The sequence below is a fragment of the Afipia massiliensis genome (assembly GCF_014203115.1).
GTDB lineage: Bacteria > Pseudomonadota > Alphaproteobacteria > Rhizobiales > Xanthobacteraceae > Afipia > Afipia massiliensis.
The window spans coordinates 409,840-434,038 of the sequence record NZ_JACHIJ010000001.1 but is presented as its reverse complement, the minus strand read 5'-3'; the positions used below and the strand labels follow the sequence as shown (position 1 = coordinate 434,038).

Here is a 24,199-nt window from a genome sequence, read left to right as displayed (position 1 = left end):
TGTGACGGCGACGCCGGTCATGGTTTTTCGGGTGTAATGGCTTGCGCCAGCTTCAAGGCCTCAAGCTCGGCGATCTCATGTGCACTCAATGCGTGTGCGTTCGGATCGGGCAACAGACCCTGCATCACAGCGGCGCGCTTGATGATTTCCGATATCGCCTGAACGAGCAGCAGCGAGAGACCAATCATAATCAGGGATTTCGCGGGCCACTGCGGTAGTCCGCCGGCGCTGAACGATTGTTCGTTTTGATGATAGGAAACCAGGAAGAACGGAATGGAGGTCCAGATCAGGATGATGCAGAACGGCACGAGGAAAAACACGTGCCCAATCATATCAATCCAGCTTCGGACCTTGAGAGGCAGACTGTGATTGATGATATCGATCTTGATGTGTTCGCCGTTCAGCAACGTCCATGGCGCGCAGAGCAGGAACACGACGCTGAACAAAACCCACTGCAATTCGAGGTAAGCGTTCGACGAGACGTCAAAAATCTTGCGGATCGTTGCGTTCGCCGATGAAATGATCACGGCGAGCACGATCAGCCACGATACCCAGCGGCCGACAAGCGTATTGAACGCGTCGATCGCGCGGCTCAATTTGAGAAGCGATTGCAAACCCCATCCTCCCGAATATGCCCTTGCGTTGCTTGGCTCTGCCGGGACCAGGAAGGGTGACGGCATGCCGGCTTTTACAGCCGAAGGCGCATAAAGCCGCTCGACCAAATCAGCGTGTCACGCCGCCGTCAATTGGAAGTTTGTTGATTCCAAGGCGGAATGTTGCGTCGCTCAGAGGGTGCGGAAATTTATGGCAAGCAAAGCCGCCGGTGCGGAAATAATCGTAACCGGACTAGCCGCCAGTCACGCTCATGTGCCGGCTGACGCTGGGCCGATTGTGGCGGCGGTCGATGATGAAATCGTGCCCCTTCGGCTTGAGCCCGATCGCTCGATCGATCGCTGCCGCAAGGAGGGCGTCGTCGCTGGACGCCCGCAGCGGTTTGCGCAGGTCGGAGGCATCCTCGTGACCGAGACACGTGTGGAGCGTCCCAGTGCAGGTGATGCGAACCCGGTTGCAGGATTCGCAAAAATTGTGGGTCATCGGTGTAATGAAGCCGAGCTTTCCGCCGGTCTCGCTGACGCCAGCGTAACGTGCCGGGCCGCCGGTGTCGTCGGCGAGGTCAGTCAGCGTATATCGGCCAGCGAGGCGAGCCCGAAGCAACGACAGCGGCAGGTACTGGTCAATTCGTCCTTCGCCGATATCGCCCATCGGCATCACCTCGATCAGGGTGAGGTCCATGCCCTTGCCGTGCGCCCATTCCATCAGCGAGGGGATCTCGTCCTCGTTCATGTTCTTCAGCGCGACGACGTTAATCTTGACCTTCAGGCCCGCGGTCCGAGCAGCTTCGATGCCGCGCAGTACCTTGTCGAGGTCTCCCCAGCGCGTGATGGCGCGGAACTTTGCGGGGTCGAGAGTGTCGAGCGAGACATTGATGCGCCGCACGCCGTGCCCCCTAAGCTCGGCAGCAAACTTCTCGAGTTGCGATCCGTTGGTTGTCAGAGTCAGTTCATCAAGTGCGCCAGTATCAAGATGACGGGACAGCGACTGCACCAGCGACATCACGTTGCGCCGAACCAGCGGTTCGCCGCCGGTCAGGCGCAGTTTTCGAACGCCCTTGGCGATAAAGGCAGAGCAAAGCCGGTCGAGTTCTTCGAGTGAGAGCAGGTCCGATTTCGGCAGGAATGTCATGTCTTCCGACATGCAATAGAAACAGCGCAGATCGCAGCGGTCGGTCACCGACACGCGCAGATACTTGATCGTCCGCCCGAAAGGATCGGTCATCGCGGAGGTGATGGGTTCTGCCATGGAGCTCGGAAGCGATCCGGTCATTCAGCGCGCCTTGATTGTCGCAAGATGCCAAGCCGTTGTGGGCTTGGCATGCCAGTCACAATCTAGGGACGATCGGCTGCAGACACAATGAATCTGTCTGCAGGAAACCGTCAGCGACGCGGTGGCGGCGGGAAGGGGGAGTTCGGTTCCTCGGCTGGCTCAGCGGCTGCCGGTGGGGGTGGCTTTTTGGCTTTTGGCGCGGCCTTGGGGGCTGCCCGGCCTTTCTTGGTAGGAAGGGCTGGTTGTAGCTCCGCATAGACCGGATTCGGATCGACGACGACGCCAGGGCCACTTGGGTCGCGGATGATCTGAACCGGGACTGTTTCCGGCTGATACTTCGGCAGCGAGAACGTCACAGAGAAATTCTCAGCCGCAACGACCGAGAGCGAGCAGGGGGTTTTGCATGTCTCGCCGCTGGAGGCGCGCGCCTCAGCGCCTGCGGGCAGCGATTCAAGCTGAATCGTTGCGCTCGGCGGCGTCGACTTGAACATGTCGGGCATGGAGAACGATGAGCAGCCCGCGAGGCCAAGACCCGCCGCGACAACAACAATGATACGCATGGTGCATCCGTCATGTGATGCGGTTGTAGCCGCATAGTCCCCGCGCGGACCTTAGAAGTGTCGTTCCGCGCGCGCAACGGTTCGCATCGGATTCGTTAAGAGAGGGTTAATGTCGAGCCTGAAATCCAAGATGGCATAAATATATTAAATATCAACGCGTTACGGCTGGTTCCAAAAGGTTTGTAACAGCGCTGGGCAGTTCCCGCATGTGACCAATGACAGTGTCAGGCTTCAGGTCGGCAATCGGAATTTCCGTGTAGCCGAATTCAACTCCGATCACCGGAATGCCGGCCCGCCGCGCGACCCCGACATCCGGCCCGGAGTCGCCGACCATGATTGATCGCGAAACTTCCCCGCCGGCCTGCACGATGGTTTGGCGCAGAATGGTGGGATCGGGCTTCGCCACCCCGAAGGTATCGGCCCCGCAGATCGCCGCAAATCGCCCGGTCATATCCAGCTTGTCGAGCAGAAGCTTCGAGAGGCCCTCGAGCTTATTGGTGCAGACAGCGAACCTGAATCCCTGTCCTTCAAGCTTGTCGAGGGCCGCATGAAGACCGTCAAACGGGAGCGAGGCGTCGGCGATATGGTCTTTGTAGTATGCGATGAAATCGGCGGTCAGCCGGTCGACATCGGCGACGCTCATGACCCGGCCCTCGAGTTCCAGACCGCGCTCGATCAGCTTGCGTGCGCCGGCACCAATCATGGCGCGCGCTGATGCAACCGGCACGAGTGGCAGGCCTTCGCGTTGAAGCACGAAGTTCAGAGCCCCAACCAGGTCGGGCGCGGTATCGACGAGGGTGCCGTCGAGATCGAAGACGATAAGGGGCTGAATGGTCATGGCGGATCGCTAACGGGCGGGGCAGGATCATGCAAGACCTGCAGTGGAATTGGTCTTATGCGGGACCCTTTTGGCGGCTTTTTCCGCCGCAAGGCCGTATCCACCGCTGCGGAAACCGCGCTATATGCCTCGCGTTCCATGGGAACGGAACGTCGAGGGCGATGATGTCGATGGACGATCTGAAAAGACAGGCTGCGGCGCGTGCGGTCGAGCAGGTGCGGGACGGCATGAAGCTTGGGCTCGGCACCGGTTCCACCGCCAAGCACTTCGTCGAACTGCTCGGCGAACGTGTGCAGGCGGGCCTAAAAGTTATTGGCGTTCCGACCTCGGAAGCGACACGAGCCGACGCCGAGCGCTGCGGAGTACCACTTACCACACTGGAGGAGGTCGACCGACTCGATCTCACCGTGGATGGCGCCGACGAAATTGATCCCAATCTCGAACTCATCAAGGGCGGAGGCGGGGCCCTGCTGCGCGAGAAGATCGTCGCGGCGGCCTCTGACCGGATGATTGTGATCGCAGACGAGTCCAAGTGGGTCAAAACCCTCGGGCGCTTTCCGCTGCCGATCGAAGTTGTTCCGTTCGGCCTCGGCGCGACGCGCCGGGCCATCGAGGCGGCCTTTGCGGAAAATAGCGTTTCCGGCCAAATGGATATTCGTAAGGCCAAAGACGGCCATGCTTTCGTCACCGATGGCGGCCACTGGATTGTCGATGCCCGCCTTGGGCAAATACCGGATTCCGCCAGATTGGCAGTGTCACTGAATTCGATTCCGGGCGTGGTCGAACACGGTTTGTTTATCGGACTCGCGCGGACGGCTGTGCTCGCTGGCCCCGAGGGTATTCGCGTTGTTGAACGGCCCTCGCGCCGCAATTGAGGAGAATTGAAATGAAGAAGTTTTCGAACGTGTTGCTCGCGGCCGGCGCGGCGCTTGCCCTGATGGTGGGTAGCGCGATGGCGCAGGCTCCGAAGCCGCCATCCGCCGCTGCCCTCGGCTATGCCAAGGACATCCTGACGTCCAAGAATGTCAGCATGATCTATCAGGGCGCGGTCCCGGGTCTCGTACAGCGGACCAAGGATGTGCTGTTGCAGTCGAACCTGAACTACCAGAAGGACCTCAACGAAGTCGCTGTCCAGGTCGCGAAGGACCTCGCGGGCCGCGAAAAGGAAATCGGCGAGGAAATGGCGCGGATCTACGCCACCGCCTTCACCGAGCAGGAGCTGAAGGAGCTGGCGGCGTTCTACAAGTCGCCGCTCGGCGTCAAGGTGATCGCGCAGGAGCCGGTGGCATTCAACACAGCGCGCCAATATATGGATCAGTGGGCGCAGAAATTCGGCGAAGAAATCAACGGCAAGTTTCGTGCTGAAATGAAGAAGCGCGGCAAGGAAATTTAAGCACGATCGGAATTCCTATGGCGGACTTCGACGTTGATCTGTTCGTGATCGGCGGTGGCTCGGGCGGCGTACGCGCTGGCCGGATTGCCGCCGGCTACGGTGCAAGCGTTTTGGTCGCAGAGGAATACCGCATGGGCGGCACCTGCGTGATTCGCGGCTGCGTGCCCAAGAAGCTGATGGTCTACGCATCCCATGTTCGCCACGAACTGGATGACGCTGCGGGCTTCGGCTGGACCATTCCGCCCGCGACATTCGACTGGCCGACCCTGATCGCCAACAAGGACAGGGAAATTGCCCGGCTCGAGGCGGCCTATACGTTCAATGTCGAAAAGGCCGGCGCCAAAATTCTAAAAGCACGTGCCACGTTCGAAGACGCGCATACGCTGCGCCTTTCAACAGGCGAAACCGTCAGAGCAAAATATATCCTCATTGCCACAGGCGGCGCGCCGAACCATGGCGAAGCCATTCCAGGCATCGAGTATGTGATCTCCTCCAACGAGGTGTTTCACCTTACGACGTTTCCGAAGCGGATCGTGATTCAGGGCGGGGGTTACATCGCGCTGGAATTCGCCTGCATCTTCGCCGGTCTTGGTGCGGATGTGACCGTGATCTATCGCGGCGAGAATATCCTGCGTGGTTTCGATGACGACGTGCGAAAGCATGTGCGCAACGAAATGGAAAAATCCGGCATCACAGTGCTGACCGGCTGCGTCGTCACCAAAGTCGACAAGCACGGTGAAGCTTTCACGGCGCATCTGTCGAGCGGATCGAGTGTTGCCGCCGATCAGGTGATGTTCGCAGTCGGGAGACACCCGAATATCAAGGGGCTTGGGCTGGAGAAGGCTGGCGTTGCGCTGAACCCGGTCAATGGGGGGGTCGCGGTTGACGGATTTTCGCAGACCAATGTCCCGCACATCTACGCGGTGGGTGATGTTACGCATCGGCTCAACCTGACGCCCGTCGCGATCCGCGAAGGGCACGCGTTCGCTGACACGGTGTTCGGCAAACGACCGACGCGCGTCGACCATGCAGACATTCCAACCGCAGTCTTTACGCAGCCTGAAGTGGGCACAGTGGGGCTCAACGAAGCTGAGGCACGGGCGCAATATACCCACGTCGATATCTACAAGACCGATTTCCGTTCGCTGAAATCGACACTGTCGGGAAGCGAATCCCGGATCATGATGAAGCTGATCGTCGATGCCTCGACCGACCGCATCGTGGGCTGCCATATCGTGGGGCCGGAGGCGGGCGAACTGATTCAGATTGTCGGCATTGCCGTGAAAATGAAGGCGACCAAGGCTGACTTCGACGCAACGATGGCGGTTCACCCGACTGCGGCGGAAGAGCTGGTGACCTTGCGGACCCCAAGTGCACGCCACGTCCGCCAGGCCGCGGAATAGCCAACTCCGGTCCGGCTGAGCCATACGGCCAGCTGGAAAATTCCGCCAAAACCGGCACAAAGCCCGCCAAGGCAGCCTTGTCTGAGGCGGCAAGTCCCTGATCCGTCATGCCGATTTGCAACTGGCAAGACCGGGACCACCTGTGTATAACCCGGCGCTATCACGCGATTGTCGTTTCCTGAGGAGTTTCAGTCATGTCCGAGCGGTGGACGCCCGACAGCTGGCGCAAGAAGCCAGTTATGCAAGTGCCGGATTATCCCGATGCGAAAGCGTTGGCCGATGTCGAGGCGCAGCTTGCAACGTTTCCACCGCTGGTTTTTGCAGGTGAGGCGCGCAACCTGAAGAAATCGCTGGCCCGCGTCGCGGCCGGCGAAGCCTTCCTACTGCAGGGCGGCGACTGCGCCGAAAGCTTTGCCGAACACGGCGCGAACAATATCCGCGACTTCTTCCGCGTGCTGCTGCAGATGGCGGTGGTTCTGACCTATGCCGGCGCGCTGCCGGTGGTGAAGGTCGGCCGCATCGCCGGACAGTTCGCCAAGCCGCGCTCTTCGCCGATGGAAAAGCAGGGCGATGTCGAGTTGCCCAGCTATCGCGGTGACATCGTCAACGACATGGCTTTCACGAAAGAGGCGCGCATTCCAGATCCGCAACGCCAGCTAATGGCGTACCGGCAGTCGGCGGCAACGCTGAACCTGCTGCGCGCGTTCGCAACCGGCGGCTTCGCCAACCTGGGCAGCGTGCATCAGTGGATGCTCGGCTTCCTGAAGGATTCGCCGCAGTCTCGTCGTTACAAGGAACTGGCCGACCGTATTTCCGAGGCGCTGAATTTCATGCGCGCCTGCGGCCTCGATCTCGAGAGCCATCCGGAACTGCGCGCGACCGACTTCTACACCAGCCACGAGGCGCTGCTGCTCGGCTACGAGCAGGCGTTCACGCGCGTCGATTCCACGACGGGCGACTGGTACGCGACCACGGGTCACATGATCTGGATCGGTGACCGCACCCGCCAGCTCGATCATGGCCACATCGAATACTTCCGGGGCATCAAGAACCCGATCGGCCTGAAGTGCGGCCCGTCGCTGAAGCCGGATGAACTGATCAAGCTGATCGACGTCCTCAACCCCGACAACGAGCCGGGCCGGTTGACGCTAATCAACCGTTTCGGTTCGGACAAGGTTGATGCTCACTTGCCGCAGTTGATCCGTGCTGTGCAGCGGGAAGGCCGCGTCGTGGTTTGGTCGTGCGATCCCATGCACGGCAACACCATCACGTCGACGTCCGGCTACAAGACCCGGCCGTTCGATCGCGTGCTGTCAGAGGTGAAATCGTTCTTCACGATCCATGCCGCGGAAGGCACCCATGCCGGCGGCGTCCATCTGGAAATGACCGGGCAGGACGTCACCGAGTGCATCGGCGGCGCACGTGCGATCACCGACGAGGATCTCAACGACCGTTATCACACGGTCTGCGATCCGCGCCTGAACGCCGAGCAATCGATCGACATGGCTTTCCTGATCGCCGAACTTCTCAAGCAGGAGCGCGTCGGTAAGGTGAAGCCGATGCCGGCCGTCGCGGGGTTCTGATGGTGCGAGTGGTGCTGTCGCGGATGTGCCGCGCCACGATCAACAGCCGGAACGGATTGGCATTTGCCTTCCGTTCCGAACAGGCCTTCCGCGAAGAGTTGATTGCGCTACTGCTGGCGATCCCGCTGGCATGGCTGATCGGCGTCACGCCGGTGCGCCGTCTTGAACTTGTGATGGTCGTGCTGCTGCTGATGGTGGTCGAACTCCTGAACACCGCCATCGAAAAGCTCGCCGACCGTCTCACGACCGATCACGATCCCCAGATCGGCCGCGTCAAGGACATGGGATCAGCGGCAGTCGCCGTGATGCTGCTGATCGCGGGCGCTTTCTGGCTGTTTGCGATCGCCGAACGCATAGGTCTCATCTGAATTGTGCTCATATTGAGCAATTGCGGATGCTGCGTTGGGCGGGCTAAAAGCGATCATGACCAAATCCCAGTTCACGATCACGCTCGCGCAGCTCAATCCCGTCGTCGGCGACGTCACGGGCAACGCTGCCAAGGCCCGTGTAGCCCGCTCGCGGGCGAAAGCCGATCGCGCCGATTTGCTGGTATTGCCAGAACTGTTCATGGCGGGCTACCCGCCGGAAGACTTGGTACTCAAGCCGGCGTTTCAGGCCGCATGCCGCGCCGAGGTTGAAGCGCTCGCGCGGGAAACCTCCGATGGCGGACCGGCGGTACTGATCGGCACTCCATGGGTCGAGGACGGCAAACTCTATAACGCCTGCGCGCTGCTCGACGACGGCCGGATCGCGGCGCTGCGGTTCAAGGTCAACCTTCCGAATTACGGTGTTTTCGACGAGAAGCGGGTGTTTGCGCGCGGGCCGGTGTCCGGCCCGGTCACGATCCGCGGTGTGCGGGTCGGTGTGCCCATCTGTGAAGACACATGGATGGAAGAGTCCGAAGACTACGAAAACGTCGTCGAATGTCTCGCAGAGACCGGCGCGGAAATCCTGATCGTACCGAATGGCTCGCCTTATACGCGTGAGAAGAACGACATGCGATTGTCGGTCTCCGTGGCTCGTGTGGCTGAAAGCGGGCTACCGCTCATCTATCTCAACCAGATCGGCGGTCAGGATGAGCTGGTATTCGACGGTTCGTCTTTCGCGCTGAACGCGGATCGCTCGCTGGCCTTCCAGTTGCCGGGGTTCGTGGAAGACATCACGACGGTACGTTGGACCAAGGGTGAGGGCGGCTGGAGCTGCAAGGGGCCGGTCACGCCGGTGCTTGACGGTGACAGGGGCGACTATGCCGCCTGTGTGCTGGGTTTGCGGGATTATGTCGGCAAGACCGGTTTCCCAGGTGTGCTGCTCGGTGTATCCGGCGGTATCGATTCCGCCTTGTGCGCGGCCATTGCTGTGGACGCACTCGGCGCGGACAAGGTGCGCGGCGTGATGCTGCCGTTTCGGTTTACGGCGCAGGAATCGCTGGACGACGCGGCAAAGCTCGCAAAACAACTCGGCATCAAGTACGAGGTGCTGCCAATCGCGGCGGCGGTGCAAGGGTTTGAGGACATCCTGAAGCCGACATTCGCGGGGCGTGTACGTGATGTCACCGAGGAAAACCTGCAGGCCCGCACGCGCGGCGTTTTGCTGATGGCGATTTCCAACAAGTTCGGTTCGATGCTGGTGACCACCGGCAACAAGTCCGAAATGTCGGTCGGCTACGCTACGCTCTATGGCGACATGAACGGCGGCTACAATCCGATCAAGGATATCTACAAGACGGAAGTGTTTCGGCTTTCGACGTTGCGCAATTCATGGAAGCCTGAGGGCGCGTTTGGTCCGTCCGGCGAGGTCATTCCGCCGAACATCATCACGCGTCCGCCGACGGCGGAATTGCGCGAGAACCAGACCGATCAGGATTCGTTGCCGCCTTACGATGTGCTGGACGCCATTCTCGAGAGATTGGTCGAACGCGAGGAGCCACTGGCCTCGATCATCGCCGAGGGCTTCGACCGCGAGACCGTCACGCGCATCGACCGGCTGCTGAATATCGCCGAATACAAGCGCCGTCAGGCAGCACCCGGCGTGAAGGTGACGCGCAAGAATTTCGGCCGCGACCGTCGTTATCCGATCATCAACAAATTCCGGGACACGGGGACGGAGCCGTCCGCGCCTGATCATTCGCTGGTGACGCGATCCAGCCGCGGCTCGGCGGAAGCTTTCGAGGGGTGAGCCAGCCTTAGCGTGCTGGGATAAATGTCGGCCCGACCGATCGGATCGGCTTGTCGCCAGAATCGGCGGGCGCAGTCGGTGCGCCGGTCGGCAACGGTTGGGCGTTCGCCGGCGTTGCGACGGAGCCCGCTTTCTTCTGGGCCGGTGCCGGAGCTTTTGGCTGCGACATCTTCTTCGAGCTCTCGTCGGTCACGATGATGTCGCCCTGCTGGGCGGCCGCGGCCTTGTCGTCGATGTTCTTCAGCGCGTCTGACCATGTCTGGCCGACGGCCTTGCAACTGCACGACTTGTCGAACGCCTGGCGATACTTGAATGCGTTCGGGGACTGAGCGTACGGCTGGCCGTTGATCGATACGGCCTGGTTCATGTCTTCGCCGGGATTGCGATAGCTGTAGAGCGTCGCATCCGCGGCCGGGCAGAGTGCCTTGCAGGTGCGCTCGTCGTCCGCAAAGCGGCCCGGCACGGTGGCGAAAGAGATCGGGAAATAGAAGCCGTCGCAGCTTCGGGCGCAGACCGTTCGGTAGGTGCCCGAGGCGGCCCCGTTGTCGATCGGCGCGCCGGTATTGTTATTGCCGCCGAACAGGTTCTCGAGGAAGCCGCCGCCACCGCTGTTGCGCAACTGAGCCGCGTATTGCGGGCCGCAATTGTTCTGCGCGAGCGCCATCAGCACCGAGCGGCGCTGGTTCTCGCGCTCCGAACCGCCGAACCCGCCGCCGCGCAAGCGTTCAAGATTGTTGGTGATCTGGTCCAGGTTGGACCGCATCTGCTGAATACGCGTGTTGATCGGCCCGCATTGCGCGGACTGGCCGCTGAACAGCGAGAAAAAACCCGAACTGTCGCAGCCCTGCCGCTTGGCCTGATCCTGCACGCGCTCCAGCTCGGACTGTTGCCGGCTCTGGGCCTCTATATAACGCTGTATCTGGTCCGCCTTGGCGCTGTCGCCACCGCCGCCCTCGATTGCCGACAACTGGCCAACAAGCCGCTGGCAGATGGGATTGGCGGCTGCGGGCTGACCTGGCGGAGGAGGCGGAAATCCCTGCTGTGCCGTGGCGCCATGGCTCAGCATCGCCGCGCTCACAAGCGCAACGTAGGCAAAAGTCCATCGCAGAAACGAAGAATTCGGCAAGCTGTCCCGATCCGGCTGGCTGACCGCGGCGCGGCCGACGGACGCTCACATACTAGCTTCCGGCGGCAAGGTCACGTCGATTCAGGGACGAGATAAGGCAGAGAATCGTGACGAAAAGAAGCCCCAGGGAACTGGGGTGGCCCGCTTCAGCGATGGCAGGTGATCGCGACGAACTCGCCATGACTTCCGGTTGTGCCGGTGGATGCTGGGATCGCGCCCGTCACCTCGTCGGGATCGATGCGGCGGTAACCGGTGGCCTGCGCGAAATCCCGCGACTGGCAGTAGGCCCGCGCAACAGGGGCTCCGCATTTTTCACCCTTGGCCAGACACTCATCGACGCCGTAGCCGTCCGGCTGGTTGGCGATGATGAAAACACGGCTGTCGGCGCGGGTCTCGGCCGCAGCCATCAGAGATATGCAGGCAGTCAGTGTGAACAGGAATCGCATGGTGGCACCAGTTCGGGAGAAGCACAGGCGCCTCCATCAATAAGCCCGAACGGTTAAGAATGATTAAGGACGGCGATTCCGTGGCGGACCGGACCCAAAGAGGCCGAAATCCATGGAGTGTGACCTTGACGCGGTTACCCCGGCTGGACCATTGTGCGGCCCATGAACGGTTCTGTCTCCATTTTCGGCATTTGCCGCGAGATTATTAGCTAGCGATTCGCTGGCTGGAGCCGTCTTTTCTCAATCGAGATCATGGGACGACCCGGCCGCAAGGCAAGGGATTCTATTTCCATGGAGCTAAAGCTCTACGACACGCTGACCAAGGAGAAGCAGCCGTTCCGGCCGCTCGATCCCAAAGACGTGCGCATGTATGTGTGCGGGCCGACGGTCTATGACTTTGCGCATATTGGCAACGCGCGCCCCGTCATCGTTTTCGATGTGCTGTTTCGGCTGCTCCGGCATGTCTACGGCGCCGATCACGTCAAGTATGTCCGCAACATCACTGACGTCGACGACAAGATCAACGATCGCGCGGCGCGGGATTTCCCGGGGCTTCCGTTGAACGAAGCGATCCGCAAGGTCACCGAGCAGACTGAAAAGCAGTTTCATGCCGATGTCGATGCGCTGGGCTGCCTGCGGCCGACCGTTGAACCGCGCGCGACCGAGCATATCGCAGAGATGCGGGAGATCATCGAAAAGCTGATCGCCAACGGAAATGCCTATGCCGAGCAGGACCACGTCCTGTTCAAGGTGGCGTCCGATCCGAACTACGGAAAGCTCGCGCGCCGGTCGCTTGACGAGATGCTGGCAGGCGCGCGCGTCGACGTTGCGCCCTACAAGCACGACGCGATGGATTTCGTGCTGTGGAAGCCGTCGAAGCCGGGCGAACCGTCGTGGCCGTCTCCGGCTGGCATCAAGGCCGAGGGGCGTCCGGGCTGGCACATCGAGTGCTCGGCGATGGCGTGGAAGCATCTCGGCGAGCAGTTCGACATTCATGGCGGCGGCATCGATCTCGTATTTCCGCATCACGAGAACGAACTCGCGCAATCGTGCTGCGCCTTTCATGAAGAGCGCATGGCGAATGTCTGGATGCACAACGGCTTCCTGCAGGTCGAAGGCGAGAAGATGTCGAAAAGCCTCGGCAATTTCGTCACGATCAATGAATTGCTGAAAGATTGGCCGGGAGAGGTGCTGCGCCTCAACATGCTGAGAACGCATTACCGCTCGCCGATCGACTGGACGCTGAAGGGGTTGGAGGAAAGCGCGAAGACGCTCGATGACTGGTATTGGGTCGCCGCAGATGACAACGGCGGTCGTCCATCGAGCGCCGTGACCGTCGCGTTGTCTGACGATCTTAATACGCCGCAAGTTATCGCTTCACTACATAGTTTGCGCAATGCTGCAGCCTCCGGAGATGATGATCGCCGTAGTGAGTTTGCAGCGTCGTTGCGTTTGCTTGGTTTCCTTTCTGAGAGTGCCTCCGAATGGAAATCGCGCAAGCAGGTTGCGAGCGGGATTGACGAGGCGCAAGTCAACAACCTGATCTCCGACCGCACCGCCGCGCGCGCGCGGAAAGACTTCAAGGAATCCGACCGCATCCGCGATGAACTCGCGGCGATGGGCGTGGTGATCAAGGATTCCAAGGACGGCACCACGTGGGAGATCGCGCGATGACGAAGCCTGACACGCCTTTTCCAAAGCACTGGCGCTACTACATCGTGTTGAAGTGGGTCGTGATCGTGGCTGCGGTCGTGATCGCGCTCAAGCTGTTTGGAGCTTTTTAGTCCGATGGGACAATCTATGCCCAAAGTCGGCCTGCGGCCGTTTCTCCCCCAAGACACCCCGGTGCTCGCGGCGATCTTCGTCGCCAGTATCGATGAGCTTGCCGAGGAAGACTATTCGGATGCGCAGCGCGAGGCCTGGGCAGGTGCCGCCGAGGATGAGGACAAATTCGGAAAGCGCCTCGCCGGCCAGCTCACGCTGGTTGCAACGATAGAAAGCTCGCCGGTCGGCTTTGCCTCGCTGAAAGGCAAGGATCATCTCGATCTTCTTTATGTTCTGCCGGGTTTTGCACGGCAGGGTGTCGCGACAGCGCTTTGCGATGCGCTTGAGAAACTAGCCGGAGCGCGAGGGGCAACGGCGCTGACAGTCGAAGCCAGCGACACCGCCGAACCGTTCTTCGTCAAGCGCGGCTACACAAGCCAGCAACGCAATACGGTGTCGGTCGGCGATGAATGGCTTGCCAACACGACAATGAAAAAGTCACTGGGCGGCGATGCGCCGCGAGGCGAAATGCCGGGAAGGCCATCATGAGCCGCGAACGCCTCTATCTGTTCGACACCACGCTGCGCGACGGCGCGCAGACCAACGGCGTCGATTTCACGTTGCACGACAAGCGGATCATCGCCGATATGCTCGACGATCTCGGCATCGATTATGTCGAGGGCGGCTATCCGGGCGCAAATCCGTCCGATACCGAATTTTTTGCAGCCAAACCGAAGTTCGAGCATGCGAAATTCACCGCCTTCGGCATGACGCGCCGTCCTGGCCGCTCGGCATCGAACGATCCGGGCCTTGCGGCGCTGATCGAGGCCAAGGCCGACGCGATCTGCTTCGTGGCGAAGTCGTCCGAGTATCAAGTGCGAGTGGCGCTAGAGACCACCAACGAGGAAAACATCGCCTCGATCCGCGACAGCGTTGGCGCCGCCAAAGCGGCGGGCCGCGAGGTCATGCTCGACTGCGAACATTTCTTCGATGGTTATAAGGAAAATCCACAGTTCGCACTGGCCTGCGCCAAGGCCGCGTATGACTCCGGCGCGCGCTGGGTGGTGCTATGCGACACCAATGGCGGCACGATGCCGAACGAGATCGAGGCTATCGTCGGCGAGGTGGTGAAGCACATCCCCGGCGACCACCTCGGCATCCACACCCACAACGACACCGAGCAGGCGGTTGCGAATTCGCTGGCCGCGGTCCGCGCGGGCGCTAGGCAGATTCAGGGCACGCTGAACGGGCTTGGCGAGCGCTGCGGCAATGCCAATCTCTGTTCGCTGATCCCGACGCTGAAGCTGAAGAAAGAATTTGCCGACAGGTTCGAGATCGGCGTGTCGCAGGAAAAGCTCGCAACGCTGGTCCATGCCTCGCGTGCGCTGGACGACATTCTCAACCGCGCGCCGGATCGACATGCGCCGTATGTCGGCGAGAGTGCCTTCGTCACCAAGACCGGCATCCATGCTTCGGCGGTGCTGAAGGATCCGCAGACCTACGAGCATGTTGCTCCCGAAGCGATCGGCAATCACCGCAAGGTTCTGGTTTCCGATCAGGCGGGGCGCTCCAACGTCATCGCTGAACTGGAACGCGCCGGCATTCCGTTCGACAAGAACGATCCGAAGCTGACGCGTCTGGTCGAGGAAATGAAGGAGAAGGAGGCCGCGGGTTACGCGTATGAGTCCGCGGACGCTTCGTTTGATCTGCTGGCGCGGCGCACGCTCGGCAAGGTGCCGGATTATTTCCGCGTTGTGCAGTTCGACGTCAATGTCGAGCAGCGTTACAACGCACTGGCTCAGCGTGTCACCGTGGCGATGGCGGTGGTGAAAGTCGATGTTGCCGGCGAAATGCTGATCTCGGCGGCGGAAGGCAACGGCCCCGTGAACGCGCTCGATGTTGCGCTGCGCAAGGATCTCGGCAAGTATCAGAAATACATCGAGGGCCTTAAGCTGGTCGATTACCGCGTGCGTATCCTCAATGGCGGCACCGAGGCCGTGACGCGCGTTCTGATCGAAAGCGAGGATGAGGCCGGCGAGCGCTGGACCACGGTCGGCGTGTCGCCCAATATTATCGACGCATCGTTTCAGGCGCTGATGGATTCGGTCGTCTACAAGCTGGTGAAGTCGAACGCGCCGGCATAGCTGATCCCGAAAACGGGAGAGGGCGCAATGATTGATCACGTCTCGGTGGGTGTTGCGGACCTTGAGCGGGCCGCAAAATTCTACGAAGCGGCATTCGCGCCGTTAGGACTGACCAGGTTGATTCAGCGACCGGCGACCATCGGCTTTGGAAAGACCTATCCTGAATTCTGGATCAATCTTCGCACCGGCATGACACCGGTGCCTCCGGAAAGCGGCACGCATATCTGTCTGCGCGCGAGGACGGCGGCCCAGATTGACGCGTTTCATAATGCCGCATTGAAGACGGGTGGCCGGTCGGACGGTGCTCCAGGCCCACGCCCGGAATATCACCCGAGCTACTACGCCGCGTTTGTCGTCGATCCCGACGGCAACCGCATCGAGGTGGTGACGTTCCTCAAGGATGAGGTCTCGCCTTCGGCTCCAGAGGCTAGCTAGAGCCGGCTCGCGACCTGATCGTCCATCAGCTTGGCGGCTTCGGGCACCTGCGCGGCTACCTTCTGAAGGGTCGGGAGAATGTCCTCGACCCGATCAGCGGTCAGCACATCCACCCACAGGTTCGCGCGGATGAATTCTGTTTGCTTCATGTGATCGATCAGCACGAGCAGGGGATTCCAGAAGTCGTCAATGTTGGCGAGCAGGATCGGCTTGCTGTGACGGCCGAGCTGCGACCACGTCATTTGCTCGACCAGTTCTTCCAGGGTGCCGACCCCGCCGGGAAACGCCACGAAGGCATCGGAGTGCTCGAACATCAATTGCTTGCGCTCGTGCATGTCCTTGGTGACGATAACCTCCTGCGCGTCTTTCAGCACATGCTCCCGTTTCGTCAAAAACGTCGGGATGATGCCCGTGACCTTGCCGCCGTGGTCGAGCGCACCGGCCGCGACCGCACCCATCAGGCCGATCGACCCGCCGCCATAGACGAGGCCGACGCCATTCTGGGCGAGGGTCTTGCCGAAAGCTGTGGCCGCTTTGACGAATTCGGGATTGGTACCGGGACCGGAACCGCAATAGACGCAAACGTTCTTAATTGTATTCATACCGGTTATCTGGCGATTTGTTGCGACATCTTCAAGGCGTGTGTCTCGCAGTGCAAGGTGGATAGTTCTCCAAATCGGCGGTTTTGGGGAAAAGAATCGGTGGGGAAGGGTGCGAAAACCGCGCAAACGCTTTATATGACGGCCATGACCGCAATCACGAACGGGCGCCCCGCGCAGCATCAGGCCCCGCTTGGCCTCAAGGTGACTGACGTTTAAATGGCCGATCTCTATCCTGCCCCGCCTGACGAGGTGTCGGACGACGCCAAGGCGCCGGCGCCTGCTGATTTGAATGCCGAGAAAGCAACGCTCTTCGGAACGCTCGCCCATCTGTGGCCGTACATCTGGCCGGGTGACCGAGACGACCTCAAAATGCGCGTCGTCTGGTCGATGGTGCTGCTGCTCGTTGCCAAGGCGGCGACACTGTTCGTCCCGTTCACATTCAAGTGGGCCGTTGATGCCCTGACGGGCGCTGACACCGCGCCGGTTCAGTCCTCGAACTGGATGTTGTGGCTGATCGCGTCGCCTCTGATCATGACCCTCAGTTATGGCGCCATCCGCATCATCATGATGGTACTAACGCAATGGCGCGACGGCCTTTTCGCCAAAGTGGCGATGCATGCGGTGCGCAAGCTGGCCTTTCTCACCTTCGTGCACATGCATGAATTGTCGCTGCGGTTTCACCTTGAGCGCAAGACCGGCGGTCTAACGCGCGTGCTCGAACGCGGTCGTACCGGCATCGAGACCATGGTGCGCATGGTCATCCTTCAACTCGCACCGACCATCGTCGAACTGGCGCTGATGATGGGCGTGCTGTTGTGGCAATTCGACTGGCGTTACGTGCTGGTGACGTTCGTGACCGTCGTCATCTACATGATGTACACTTACTACGCGACCGAATGGCGGATTGAGATCCGCCGCCGCATGAACGATTCCGATACCGAGGCCAACACCAAGGCGATCGACTCGCTGCTGAACTACGAGACGGTGAAATACTTCAGCGCCGAGGAGCGAGAGGCGCTGCGCTACGACAAGTCCATGGAGCGTTACGAACGCGCCAGCGTTCACACCTATACATCGCTAGCGGTGCTGAATACGGGGCAGGCGGTGATCTTCACCTTCGGTCTCACTGCAACCATGATGATGTGTGCCGTCGGCATCCGCAACGGCACCAACACGGTTGGCGATTTCGTCATGATCAATGCCATGATGATCCAGCTTTATCAGCCGCTGAACTTTATGGGCATGGTGTATCGCGAGATCAAGCAGGCAATCATCGACATTGAGAAGATGTTCGGCGTGCTGTCGCGCAATCCGGAGGTGAAAGACATCCCGGGCGCGGAGCCACTGCATATTTCTGCCGGCACGGTTCGCTTCGAAGACGTGCAATTCTCTTACGATCCGGAGCGGCCGATCCTGAAAGGGCTCTCGTTCGAGGTGCCGGCGGGCAAGACCGTCGCTATCGTCGGCCCATCAGGCGCGGGAAAGTCGACCATCTCGCGATTGCTATTCAGGCTGTACGACGTCAGCGGCGGCAGGATCACCATCGATGGTCAGAATATCCGCGACATTACGCAATCGTCGCTGCGCGCATCCATCGGCATGGTGCCGCAGGACACCGTGCTGTTCAACGACACCATTCGCTACAATATACGCTACGGCCGCTGGGATGCGACCGACGCGGAAGTGGAGGCTGCGGCGGGGATGGCGCAAATCGACGGCTTCATTCGCATGTCGCCGCACGGTTACGAGACCGAGGTCGGCGAACGCGGGCTGAAATTGTCCGGTGGCGAAAAGCAGCGGGTTGCAATCGCTCGCACCATCCTGAAGGGGCCGCCGATTCTGGTGCTGGATGAGGCGACGTCCGCGCTCGATAGTCACACCGAACGGGAGATCCAGGATCAGCTGGAGAAAGTCGCGCGCGGCCGAACGTCGCTGGTGATCGCTCACCGGCTGTCCACGATTGTCGGCGCGGACGAAATTATCGTGCTGGATCAGGGACGCATTTCCGAGCGCGGCACCCACTCACAGCTTCTGGCGGCAAATGGCCTTTACGCGAGCATGTGGAACAGGCAACGTGAGGCTCAGGAAGCGCGGGAAAAGCTGGCCATGATGGCCGACGAGAACATCGCGCCCAATCGCGCGCCGCCGCCGGTCAACGATCCACTGGTCACGCCCGCTGCCGCCGAATAGTTTTGGGTCACATTAAACGCAGGTCTTTGAACTCATGTCCGTCGTCAATTCCATTCGCGCGCAAATTCCCCCGGTCCATCCGGAAGGCTATCCCTTCATCGGGGCTTTCGCCTTCGCCAGCCTGATCCTGTTCTGGATCTGGACGCCGCTCGGCTGGATCGGATGCGGATTGACGGTGTGGTGTGCATTGTTCTTCCGCGACCCGGTGCGTGTCACACCGGTGCGCGAGGGCATCGTGGTGTCGCCGGCCGACGGCCGGGTGTCGATGGTGGTGCAGGCGGTGCCGCCGGCGGAGCTCGGCCTTGGCGACAAGCCACTGCCGCGCATCTCGATCTTCATGAGCGTGTTCAACTGCCACGTGAACCGCAGCCCGGTGGCTGGCCGCATTGATCGCATTGCCTACCGCCCCGGCAAGTTTCTGAACGCCGATCTCGACAAGGCCAGCGAGGACAACGAGCGCAATTCGCTGGTCATCTCCACGCCGGCGGGCCGGATCGGGGTGATCCAGATCGCGGGTCTGGTGGCCCGGCGTATCGTGTCCTTCGTCAAGGAAGGACAGGTCCTTGGGGCAGGCGAGCGGTTCGGGCTGATCCGCTTCGGCTCGCGGCTCGACGTCTTCCTTCCCGAGGGCGCCAAAGCCCTTGTATCGGAGGGCCAGACGGCCATCGCCGGTGAAACCGTGCTGGCCGATTTCAAGCTGGGCGACGGCGGGCGGAGCTACCGCGTGGATTAACCAAGCCTGCGATCATCCGGCAGGCTTTTCGCCACAATGGCGACGCAGGGTGGGGCTTGTTATATAAGGTCCCATGGCCATGCTTCCCGATCCCAGAACGCCCGACCTGCGCCGCCGCCGGTTTCGCCAGATTCCGATCCGGATGCTGGTGCCCAACGTCATCACGTTGCTGGCGATCTGCGCCGGACTGACTGCGATCCGGCTGTCCATCGAAGGGCGCAACGAACTCGCCCTCGCGGCGATCGTGTTCGCGGCAATTCTGGACGGCATCGATGGCCGCGTGGCACGCATGATCAAGGGCCAGTCCCGTTTCGGCGCGGAACTCGATAGCCTTGCGGACTTCGTCAATTTTGGCGTCGCGCCCGCGCTGATCCTGTATTTCTGGCAGTTGCATGATTTGAAGAACGTCGGCTGGATCGCGGCGATGATCTTCGCGATCAGCGGCGGATTACGGCTGGCTCGCTTCAACGCCACCATGGACGATCCGAACAAGCCACCGTTCGCCGCGAACTATTTCACGGGCGTACCGGCTCCGCTGGGCGCACTTTGCGTGTTGCTGCCGATGTACCTGGTGTTTATCGGCGCGCCGCAGTTGCCGGCCCCGATCACGGCAGTATTCACCTTGTCGATCGCATTCCTGATGGTGTCGCGGCTGCCCGTGTTCTCCGGCAAGATGATCGGCGGCAAGATCGCGCCGGACATGGTGCTGCCGGTGGTCGTACTTGTCGTGTTGTTCATCGCTGTGCTGATCAGTTATCCGTGGCAGCTTCTGACCGGTGGCTCGCTGTTGTATTTGCTTAGTCTTCCCATCGGCTGGATGTCCTATCGCGCGCATGAGCGCCGCGCTCGCGAAGCCGCGGCGGCAAGCGAACCAGGCCATGCGAGCCCCACCGCGTCGGATTTCAACGTGCCGGTTGATCCTGTCGAAGCGGACCGCCCGCCGCGTCTGAACTAGCCGCAGCCACGCGCGGTCGTATGGTTAATGATTTCCTGAAATTTGTTCGGATCGATGTTACGCGCGGTGCCATTATCGGCACCGATCGCTACCATTTGACCGCTTGTCGTTAGTTTTGCCGACAATCTCGCACCAGTCGCGCATCAATTCGATAACCTTTACCCGACCTTAATGGCCCCGACGCTAGAGTTTCGATGCGCCCTCAGAACGAGCGCGCCGTCGAGTTGCGTCGGAGTTCTCCATGGATATCGCTACAAGTATCGGTCTGCTCGTGGGTATCGCGGTGCTTTGCACCTTGGTCCTGATGGGCGGCGATTTCCGGATGTTTTACGACATTCATGCCGTCATTATCATTTTCGGCGGTTCTTTCGCTGCAACTCTGATCCGTTTTCCGCTTTCCGCGATCATCCATGGCTTGCCGCTTGGCGCCAAGTACGCCTTTACGTTGAGCCGCCTGACCGCGCGCGATCTCGTCGATGAATTGGCGCGCATCGCCGAAGTGGCCCGCAAACAGGGGCCGGTCGGCCTTGAAAAAATCGAAGCCGACGATCCGTTTCTGGCGAAGGGCATTCGCTACATCGCGGACGGTTACGACCTCGAGTTCATTCGCGACAATCTCGAGCGCGATCGAGACAACTTCCTGATGCACCTCACCGAGGGGTCGAAGATTTATCGCGCGATTGGCGATTGCGCACCTGCGTTCGGCATGATCGGCACGTTGCTCGGCATGGTGCAGATGTTCTCCAACATGTCGGACCCTTCCAAGCTCGGTCCTTTCATGGCGGTGGCGCTGCTGGCAACGCTCTACGGCGCACTGGTTGCGAACCTCGTCTGTCTGCCGATCGCTGACAAGCTGCACGTCAAGGTGCTCGACGAGGAGACCAATCGTACGCTGATCATCGACGGAATCCTGATGATCCGTGATGCTAAGTCTCCGACGCTCGTCCGTGAAATGCTGCTGGCTTACTTGCCGGAAAAACATCGCCACGAAGAGGGTGAGCCGGTTCCGGCTTAAACGACGGCTGCGGAAACGGATCTACCAGGATGGCCAAGAAAAAGCGCGCAGAGGAGCATGGAGGTCACGGCTGGTTCGTGACCTTTGCCGACCTGATGGCTCTTCTGTTGAGCTATTTCGTGATGCTCGTGGCGTTCTCCAATCAGGACTCCGACAAGCTCAAGATCGTCGCCGGATCGATGCGCGACGCATTCGGCGTTCAGACCCAATCTCGCTTCTCCGGCATTATCGAATCTGACGGGCTTCCGACCCGTGCGCGGCTGAAGAACACGTCCCACGTTCCGCCGGAAGAGGCGTCGAACAATCCGACGCCGGATCAGGAAGACAAGCACAAGACCGCCGGCGCGCGCATGAAGACCGACCGCGAATTCGCGCTTGCGTCGGCCTCGCTGCGCCAGGCGCTGCAGGACCTGCCGGAAATCTCCGAACTGTCCAAGCACATCCTGTTCGAGGAAACCAAGCAGGGGCTCAATCTCGAAATCGTCGATCAGGATGGCCGCTCGATGTTTGCCGATGGCTCGAAGCAGCCGCTGGAGCGAACCCGCCGCCTGCTTCAAAAACTTGCCTCGCCGCTGAAGGCGACGCCGCTGCGTGTGGCCATCGTCGGCCACACCTCTGCGGGCTTCATGCCCACGCGATCCGGGTATGACGGTTTTGACCTGTCTGCGGATCGTGCCAATGTTGTCCGCCAGATCCTTGAACAGGAGGGGTTGCCGGCCTCGCACGTGTTCTCTGTCGCGGGCAAGGCGGATACCCAGCCATTGTTTCCGGACGATCCCTCGCTGGCCGCAAACCGTCGTGTGACCATTACGTTGATGAGGGAGGATCCGCCGCTGCCTCCAAACCTCAAGCCTTGATCTGACTGTATTATTATACCATTTAGCGATATGTTCCGGGTTCCGGCTTCCTGTCGCAGTAGACATCGGATGGTAGTGATATAAGAAGCGCCACTCCAAAGTGATCACCGGGCTTGCCGGGATCAATGACACCGTCAGGGCGTTCCCTCGATCATGGCTGCCAGCGACTCACCTGCCGATACGCCCCAAGAGGTGCCGGTAACCACCGGCTTTTGGGCTCTCACTCTCGGAAGTGTCGGGGTGGTGTTCGGCGACATCGGTACGTCGCCGTTGTACGCCTTTCGCGAGGCGGTCCATAACGCGGCGCATGGTGGTCCCGTCTCCCGCGAGATCGTGCTTGGCGTGCTGTCGCTGATCCTGTGGTCTCTGATCGTTGTCGTCACCATCAAGTATGTGCTGCTCCTGCTGCGCGCCGACAACAACGGCGAAGGCGGCACGCTCTCTCTAATGGCTCTCGGCCAGCGAGCGTTGGGGCGGCGCAGTTGGCCGCTCCTTGCCCTTGGTGTGATCGGCGGATCGATGTTCCTCGGTGACGCGATGATCACGCCGGCTATTTCGGTGCTCTCGGCGGTCGAAGGCTTGAAGATCGCAGCGCCCGCGCTCGAGCACTTTGTCGTCCCGCTCGCTATTGTCATCCTCATCTGTCTGTTCGCGGTGCAGAGCAGGGGAACGGCGATGGTCGCCAGCGCTTTTGGCCCGGTGATGATTATCTGGTTTCTGACGCTGGGCGTCATGGGCCTGATGCACATCAGCGACGATCCCACAGTGGTTTATGCGATCAATCCCTGGCATGCCGTCAGGTTCCTGCTGACCCACGGCGTGATCGGGCTGGTGATTCTCGGCGCGGTATTCCTCGCGGTTACAGGCGGCGAGGCGCTCTACGCCGACCTGGGGCATTTCGGACGCAAACCGATTCAGGCGGCGTGGTTCTATTTCGTGCTGCCATGCCTGCTGCTGAATTATTTCGGGCAGGGCGCGTTGGTTCTGGCGAATCCGGGCACCATCGAAAATCCATTCTATCGCATGGTGCCGGAAACATTCCTGGTGCCGTTGATCTGTCTTGCGACGGCCGCCACCGTGATCGCGAGTCAGGCTGTCATCACCGGCGCGTTCTCGCTGGTGCGTCAGGCGATTCAACTTGGTCTGCTGCCGCGGTTCGAGGTTCGCTACACATCGGAGACTCATGCGGGACAGATTTATCTGCCGCGGGTCAACATCATGCTGCTGATCGGTGTCTTGCTGCTGGTCGGGCTGTTCCGCACCTCAAGTAACCTAGCATCGGCCTACGGGATCGCGGTGTCCACGACAATGGTCTGCGACGGCATCATGTGCTTCGTCGTGATCTGGAAGGTTTGGAACTGGCGAGCCGCGACGGCGGCAGCGCTAATCGTGCCGTTGGTGATTGTCGATCTGACGTTCCTGGCCGCGAACCTCCTGAAACTGTTGCAGGGCGCATGGGTACCGGTGCTCTTCGGAGTCTTGATGGCCGGTCTGATCTGGACATGGCGCCGTGGCGCCGCGATCCTGACCAACAAGACCCGGCGCACCGAGGTCCCGTTGCTCGATCTCATCAAGAGCCTGGAGAAACGCCCACCGCATATCGTCAAGGGCACTGCGGTATTTTTGACCAGCGATCCCGAATACGTGCCGACCGCATTGCTGCATAACTTGAAGCACAACAAGGTTCTCCACGAACACAATGTGATCCTGACCATCCACACAGCCGAAACGCCGCGTGTCGATCTGGCGGATCGTGTGCGGATGGCGAAGATCAGCGACAAATTCTCCACCGTTCGGCTGTCGTTCGGCTTCATGGAATCGCCGAACGTGCCAAAGGCGCTGGCAGTTGCCCGCAAGCTCGGCTGGCAATTCGACATCATGTCGACGTCGTTCTTCGTGTCGCGGCGCTCGCTAAAGCCAGCGGCGCAATCCGGCATGCCGCAGTGGCAGGACCATCTGTTCATCGCCTTGAGCCGGTCGGCGAACGACGCCACCGACTACTTCCAGATCCCGACAGGGCGGGTGGTGGAAGTCGGTACGCAGGTCACCATTTAAGGACAATCGGTGGTCTGCCGCGCTTGATTTTCTTGCTGCAA

General features: G+C 60.6%; 23 protein-coding genes. 16 read left to right on the top strand and 7 right to left on the bottom strand.

Features of this window, described 5'->3' with window-relative positions; all coding sequences use genetic code 11:
- Positions 1–17 precede the first annotated feature (17 nt).
- From HNQ36_RS02040 to HNQ36_RS02025, 4 genes are all read right to left on the bottom strand, one after another.
- Positions 18–614, bottom strand: coding sequence for a TRAP transporter small permease subunit (locus tag HNQ36_RS02040; protein ID WP_184082283.1), 597 nt, complete (start codon positions 612–614; stop codon positions 18–20).
- 232 nt (positions 615–846) lie between these two features.
- Positions 847–1,860 (bottom strand): GTP 3',8-cyclase MoaA, encoded by a 1,014-nt coding sequence (gene moaA, locus HNQ36_RS02035; RefSeq protein WP_184082282.1) that lies wholly within the window; start codon positions 1,858–1,860, stop codon positions 847–849.
- 134 nt (positions 1,861–1,994) lie between these two features.
- A complete protein-coding gene (locus HNQ36_RS02030; protein WP_184082281.1) occupies positions 1,995–2,444 on the bottom strand; it encodes a PEGA domain-containing protein in 450 nt (149 codons plus the stop codon).
- Positions 2,445–2,595: 151 nt separating this feature from the next.
- Positions 2,596–3,282 (bottom strand): HAD hydrolase-like protein, encoded by a 687-nt coding sequence (locus HNQ36_RS02025; protein ID WP_184082280.1) that lies wholly within the window; start codon positions 3,280–3,282, stop codon positions 2,596–2,598.
- 164 nt (positions 3,283–3,446) lie between these two features.
- Here HNQ36_RS02025 and rpiA point away from each other — a divergent pair, with 164 nt between their 5' ends.
- From rpiA to HNQ36_RS01995, 6 genes are all read left to right on the top strand, one after another.
- Positions 3,447–4,157, top strand: coding sequence for a ribose-5-phosphate isomerase RpiA (gene rpiA / locus HNQ36_RS02020; RefSeq protein ID WP_184082279.1), 711 nt, complete (start codon positions 3,447–3,449; stop codon positions 4,155–4,157).
- A gap of 11 nt (positions 4,158–4,168) precedes the next feature.
- Positions 4,169–4,675, top strand: a complete 507-nt coding sequence (locus tag HNQ36_RS02015; protein WP_184082278.1) for a DUF2059 domain-containing protein — start codon at positions 4,169–4,171, stop codon at positions 4,673–4,675.
- A 17-nt stretch (positions 4,676–4,692) separates the two neighbouring features.
- Entirely contained in the window at positions 4,693–6,078 is a 1,386-nt protein-coding gene (gor, locus tag HNQ36_RS02010) for a glutathione-disulfide reductase (protein WP_184082277.1), read from the top strand.
- 194 nt (positions 6,079–6,272) lie between these two features.
- Positions 6,273–7,661 carry a class II 3-deoxy-7-phosphoheptulonate synthase gene (locus tag HNQ36_RS02005; protein ID WP_184082276.1) on the top strand — a complete coding sequence of 463 codons (1,389 nt, stop codon included), beginning with the start codon at positions 6,273–6,275 and terminating at the stop codon, positions 7,659–7,661.
- A gap of 14 nt (positions 7,662–7,675) precedes the next feature.
- Positions 7,676–8,029 (top strand): diacylglycerol kinase, encoded by a 354-nt coding sequence (locus tag HNQ36_RS02000; protein WP_184082761.1) that lies wholly within the window; start codon positions 7,676–7,678, stop codon positions 8,027–8,029.
- A gap of 55 nt (positions 8,030–8,084) precedes the next feature.
- Complete coding sequence (locus HNQ36_RS01995; RefSeq protein WP_184082275.1) at positions 8,085–9,836, top strand: NAD+ synthase; 1,752 nt, start codon at positions 8,085–8,087, stop codon at positions 9,834–9,836.
- A 7-nt stretch (positions 9,837–9,843) separates the two neighbouring features.
- Here the strand turns inward: HNQ36_RS01995 and HNQ36_RS01990 are convergent, their stop codons facing one another.
- Both HNQ36_RS01990 and HNQ36_RS01985 read right to left on the bottom strand, forming a co-directional pair.
- Positions 9,844–10,962, bottom strand: coding sequence for a DUF2865 domain-containing protein (locus tag HNQ36_RS01990; RefSeq protein WP_184082274.1), 1,119 nt, complete (start codon positions 10,960–10,962; stop codon positions 9,844–9,846).
- 146 nt (positions 10,963–11,108) lie between these two features.
- Positions 11,109–11,408: a hypothetical protein gene (locus HNQ36_RS01985; RefSeq protein WP_184082273.1), complete on the bottom strand. Its 300-nt coding sequence runs from the start codon at positions 11,406–11,408 to the stop codon at positions 11,109–11,111.
- Positions 11,409–11,699: 291 nt separating this feature from the next.
- On the opposite strand from HNQ36_RS01985, the gene cysS reads away from it, so the two are divergent.
- The 4 genes from cysS to HNQ36_RS01965 all read left to right on the top strand — a co-directional run bounded on the left by cysS (position 11,700) and on the right by HNQ36_RS01965 (position 15,751).
- A complete protein-coding gene (gene cysS, locus HNQ36_RS01980) occupies positions 11,700–13,082 on the top strand; it encodes a cysteine--tRNA ligase (RefSeq protein ID WP_184082272.1) in 1,383 nt (460 codons plus the stop codon).
- Positions 13,083–13,196: 114 nt separating this feature from the next.
- Positions 13,197–13,721 carry a GNAT family N-acetyltransferase gene (locus HNQ36_RS01975; protein WP_184082271.1) on the top strand — a complete coding sequence of 175 codons (525 nt, stop codon included), beginning with the start codon at positions 13,197–13,199 and terminating at the stop codon, positions 13,719–13,721.
- Entirely contained in the window at positions 13,718–15,316 is a 1,599-nt protein-coding gene (cimA, locus tag HNQ36_RS01970) for a citramalate synthase (RefSeq protein ID WP_184082270.1), read from the top strand. Before HNQ36_RS01975 ends, cimA begins: the two co-directional genes overlap by 4 nt.
- A gap of 27 nt (positions 15,317–15,343) precedes the next feature.
- The gene (locus HNQ36_RS01965; protein WP_184082269.1) at positions 15,344–15,751 is read left to right on the top strand and encodes a VOC family protein; all 408 of its coding nucleotides are present in this window, start codon (positions 15,344–15,346) and stop codon (positions 15,749–15,751) included.
- Here HNQ36_RS01965 and HNQ36_RS01960 read toward each other — a convergent pair.
- On the bottom strand, positions 15,748–16,353 hold the full coding sequence (locus HNQ36_RS01960; protein ID WP_046830103.1) for an LOG family protein: 606 nt from the start codon (positions 16,351–16,353) through the stop codon (positions 15,748–15,750). The genes HNQ36_RS01965 and HNQ36_RS01960 overlap by 4 nt on opposite strands.
- 216 nt (positions 16,354–16,569) lie before the next feature.
- Here HNQ36_RS01960 and HNQ36_RS01955 point away from each other — a divergent pair, with 216 nt between their 5' ends.
- The 6 genes from HNQ36_RS01955 to HNQ36_RS01930 all read left to right on the top strand — a co-directional run bounded on the left by HNQ36_RS01955 (position 16,570) and on the right by HNQ36_RS01930 (position 24,158).
- Positions 16,570–18,543 carry an ABCB family ABC transporter ATP-binding protein/permease gene (locus HNQ36_RS01955; RefSeq protein ID WP_184082268.1) on the top strand — a complete coding sequence of 658 codons (1,974 nt, stop codon included), beginning with the start codon at positions 16,570–16,572 and terminating at the stop codon, positions 18,541–18,543.
- Between the two features lie 34 nt (positions 18,544–18,577).
- A complete protein-coding gene (locus HNQ36_RS01950; protein ID WP_046830101.1) occupies positions 18,578–19,276 on the top strand; it encodes a phosphatidylserine decarboxylase in 699 nt (232 codons plus the stop codon).
- A 73-nt stretch (positions 19,277–19,349) separates the two neighbouring features.
- Positions 19,350–20,231, top strand: a complete 882-nt coding sequence (gene pssA, locus HNQ36_RS01945) for a CDP-diacylglycerol--serine O-phosphatidyltransferase (RefSeq protein ID WP_184082267.1) — start codon at positions 19,350–19,352, stop codon at positions 20,229–20,231.
- A 241-nt stretch (positions 20,232–20,472) separates the two neighbouring features.
- Positions 20,473–21,246 (top strand): motility protein A, encoded by a 774-nt coding sequence (locus tag HNQ36_RS01940; protein ID WP_184082266.1) that lies wholly within the window; start codon positions 20,473–20,475, stop codon positions 21,244–21,246.
- A gap of 29 nt (positions 21,247–21,275) precedes the next feature.
- Complete coding sequence (locus tag HNQ36_RS01935) at positions 21,276–22,103, top strand: OmpA/MotB family protein (protein WP_184082265.1); 828 nt, start codon at positions 21,276–21,278, stop codon at positions 22,101–22,103.
- Positions 22,104–22,256: 153 nt separating this feature from the next.
- Complete coding sequence (locus HNQ36_RS01930; protein ID WP_184082264.1) at positions 22,257–24,158, top strand: potassium transporter Kup; 1,902 nt, start codon at positions 22,257–22,259, stop codon at positions 24,156–24,158.
- Positions 24,159–24,199: the final 41 nt, after the last annotated feature.

Coding starts and splice junctions, on each gene's coding strand:
- HNQ36_RS01995 (WP_184082275.1), top strand. CDS start 8,085: ATGACCAAATCCCAGTTCACGATCACGCTCGCGCAGCTCAATCCCGTC.
- HNQ36_RS02030 (WP_184082281.1), bottom strand. CDS start 2,444: ATGCGTATCATTGTTGTTGTCGCGGCGGGTCTTGGCCTCGCGGGCTGC.
- HNQ36_RS01935 (WP_184082265.1), top strand. CDS start 21,276: ATGGCCAAGAAAAAGCGCGCAGAGGAGCATGGAGGTCACGGCTGGTTC.
- HNQ36_RS01960 (WP_046830103.1), bottom strand. CDS start 16,353: ATGAATACAATTAAGAACGTTTGCGTCTATTGCGGTTCCGGTCCCGGT.
- HNQ36_RS01985 (WP_184082273.1), bottom strand. CDS start 11,408: ATGCGATTCCTGTTCACACTGACTGCCTGCATATCTCTGATGGCTGCG.
- HNQ36_RS02005 (WP_184082276.1), top strand. CDS start 6,273: ATGTCCGAGCGGTGGACGCCCGACAGCTGGCGCAAGAAGCCAGTTATG.
- HNQ36_RS01930 (WP_184082264.1), top strand. CDS start 22,257: ATGGCTGCCAGCGACTCACCTGCCGATACGCCCCAAGAGGTGCCGGTA.
- HNQ36_RS01955 (WP_184082268.1), top strand. CDS start 16,570: ATGGCCGATCTCTATCCTGCCCCGCCTGACGAGGTGTCGGACGACGCC.
- HNQ36_RS01940 (WP_184082266.1), top strand. CDS start 20,473: ATGGATATCGCTACAAGTATCGGTCTGCTCGTGGGTATCGCGGTGCTT.
- HNQ36_RS01965 (WP_184082269.1), top strand. CDS start 15,344: ATGATTGATCACGTCTCGGTGGGTGTTGCGGACCTTGAGCGGGCCGCA.
- cimA (WP_184082270.1), top strand. CDS start 13,718: ATGAGCCGCGAACGCCTCTATCTGTTCGACACCACGCTGCGCGACGGC.
- gor (WP_184082277.1), top strand. CDS start 4,693: ATGGCGGACTTCGACGTTGATCTGTTCGTGATCGGCGGTGGCTCGGGC.
- rpiA (WP_184082279.1), top strand. CDS start 3,447: ATGTCGATGGACGATCTGAAAAGACAGGCTGCGGCGCGTGCGGTCGAG.
- moaA (WP_184082282.1), bottom strand. CDS start 1,860: ATGGCAGAACCCATCACCTCCGCGATGACCGATCCTTTCGGGCGGACG.
- HNQ36_RS01975 (WP_184082271.1), top strand. CDS start 13,197: ATGGGACAATCTATGCCCAAAGTCGGCCTGCGGCCGTTTCTCCCCCAA.
- HNQ36_RS02025 (WP_184082280.1), bottom strand. CDS start 3,282: ATGACCATTCAGCCCCTTATCGTCTTCGATCTCGACGGCACCCTCGTC.
- cysS (WP_184082272.1), top strand. CDS start 11,700: ATGGAGCTAAAGCTCTACGACACGCTGACCAAGGAGAAGCAGCCGTTC.
- pssA (WP_184082267.1), top strand. CDS start 19,350: ATGGCCATGCTTCCCGATCCCAGAACGCCCGACCTGCGCCGCCGCCGG.
- HNQ36_RS01950 (WP_046830101.1), top strand. CDS start 18,578: ATGTCCGTCGTCAATTCCATTCGCGCGCAAATTCCCCCGGTCCATCCG.
- HNQ36_RS02015 (WP_184082278.1), top strand. CDS start 4,169: ATGAAGAAGTTTTCGAACGTGTTGCTCGCGGCCGGCGCGGCGCTTGCC.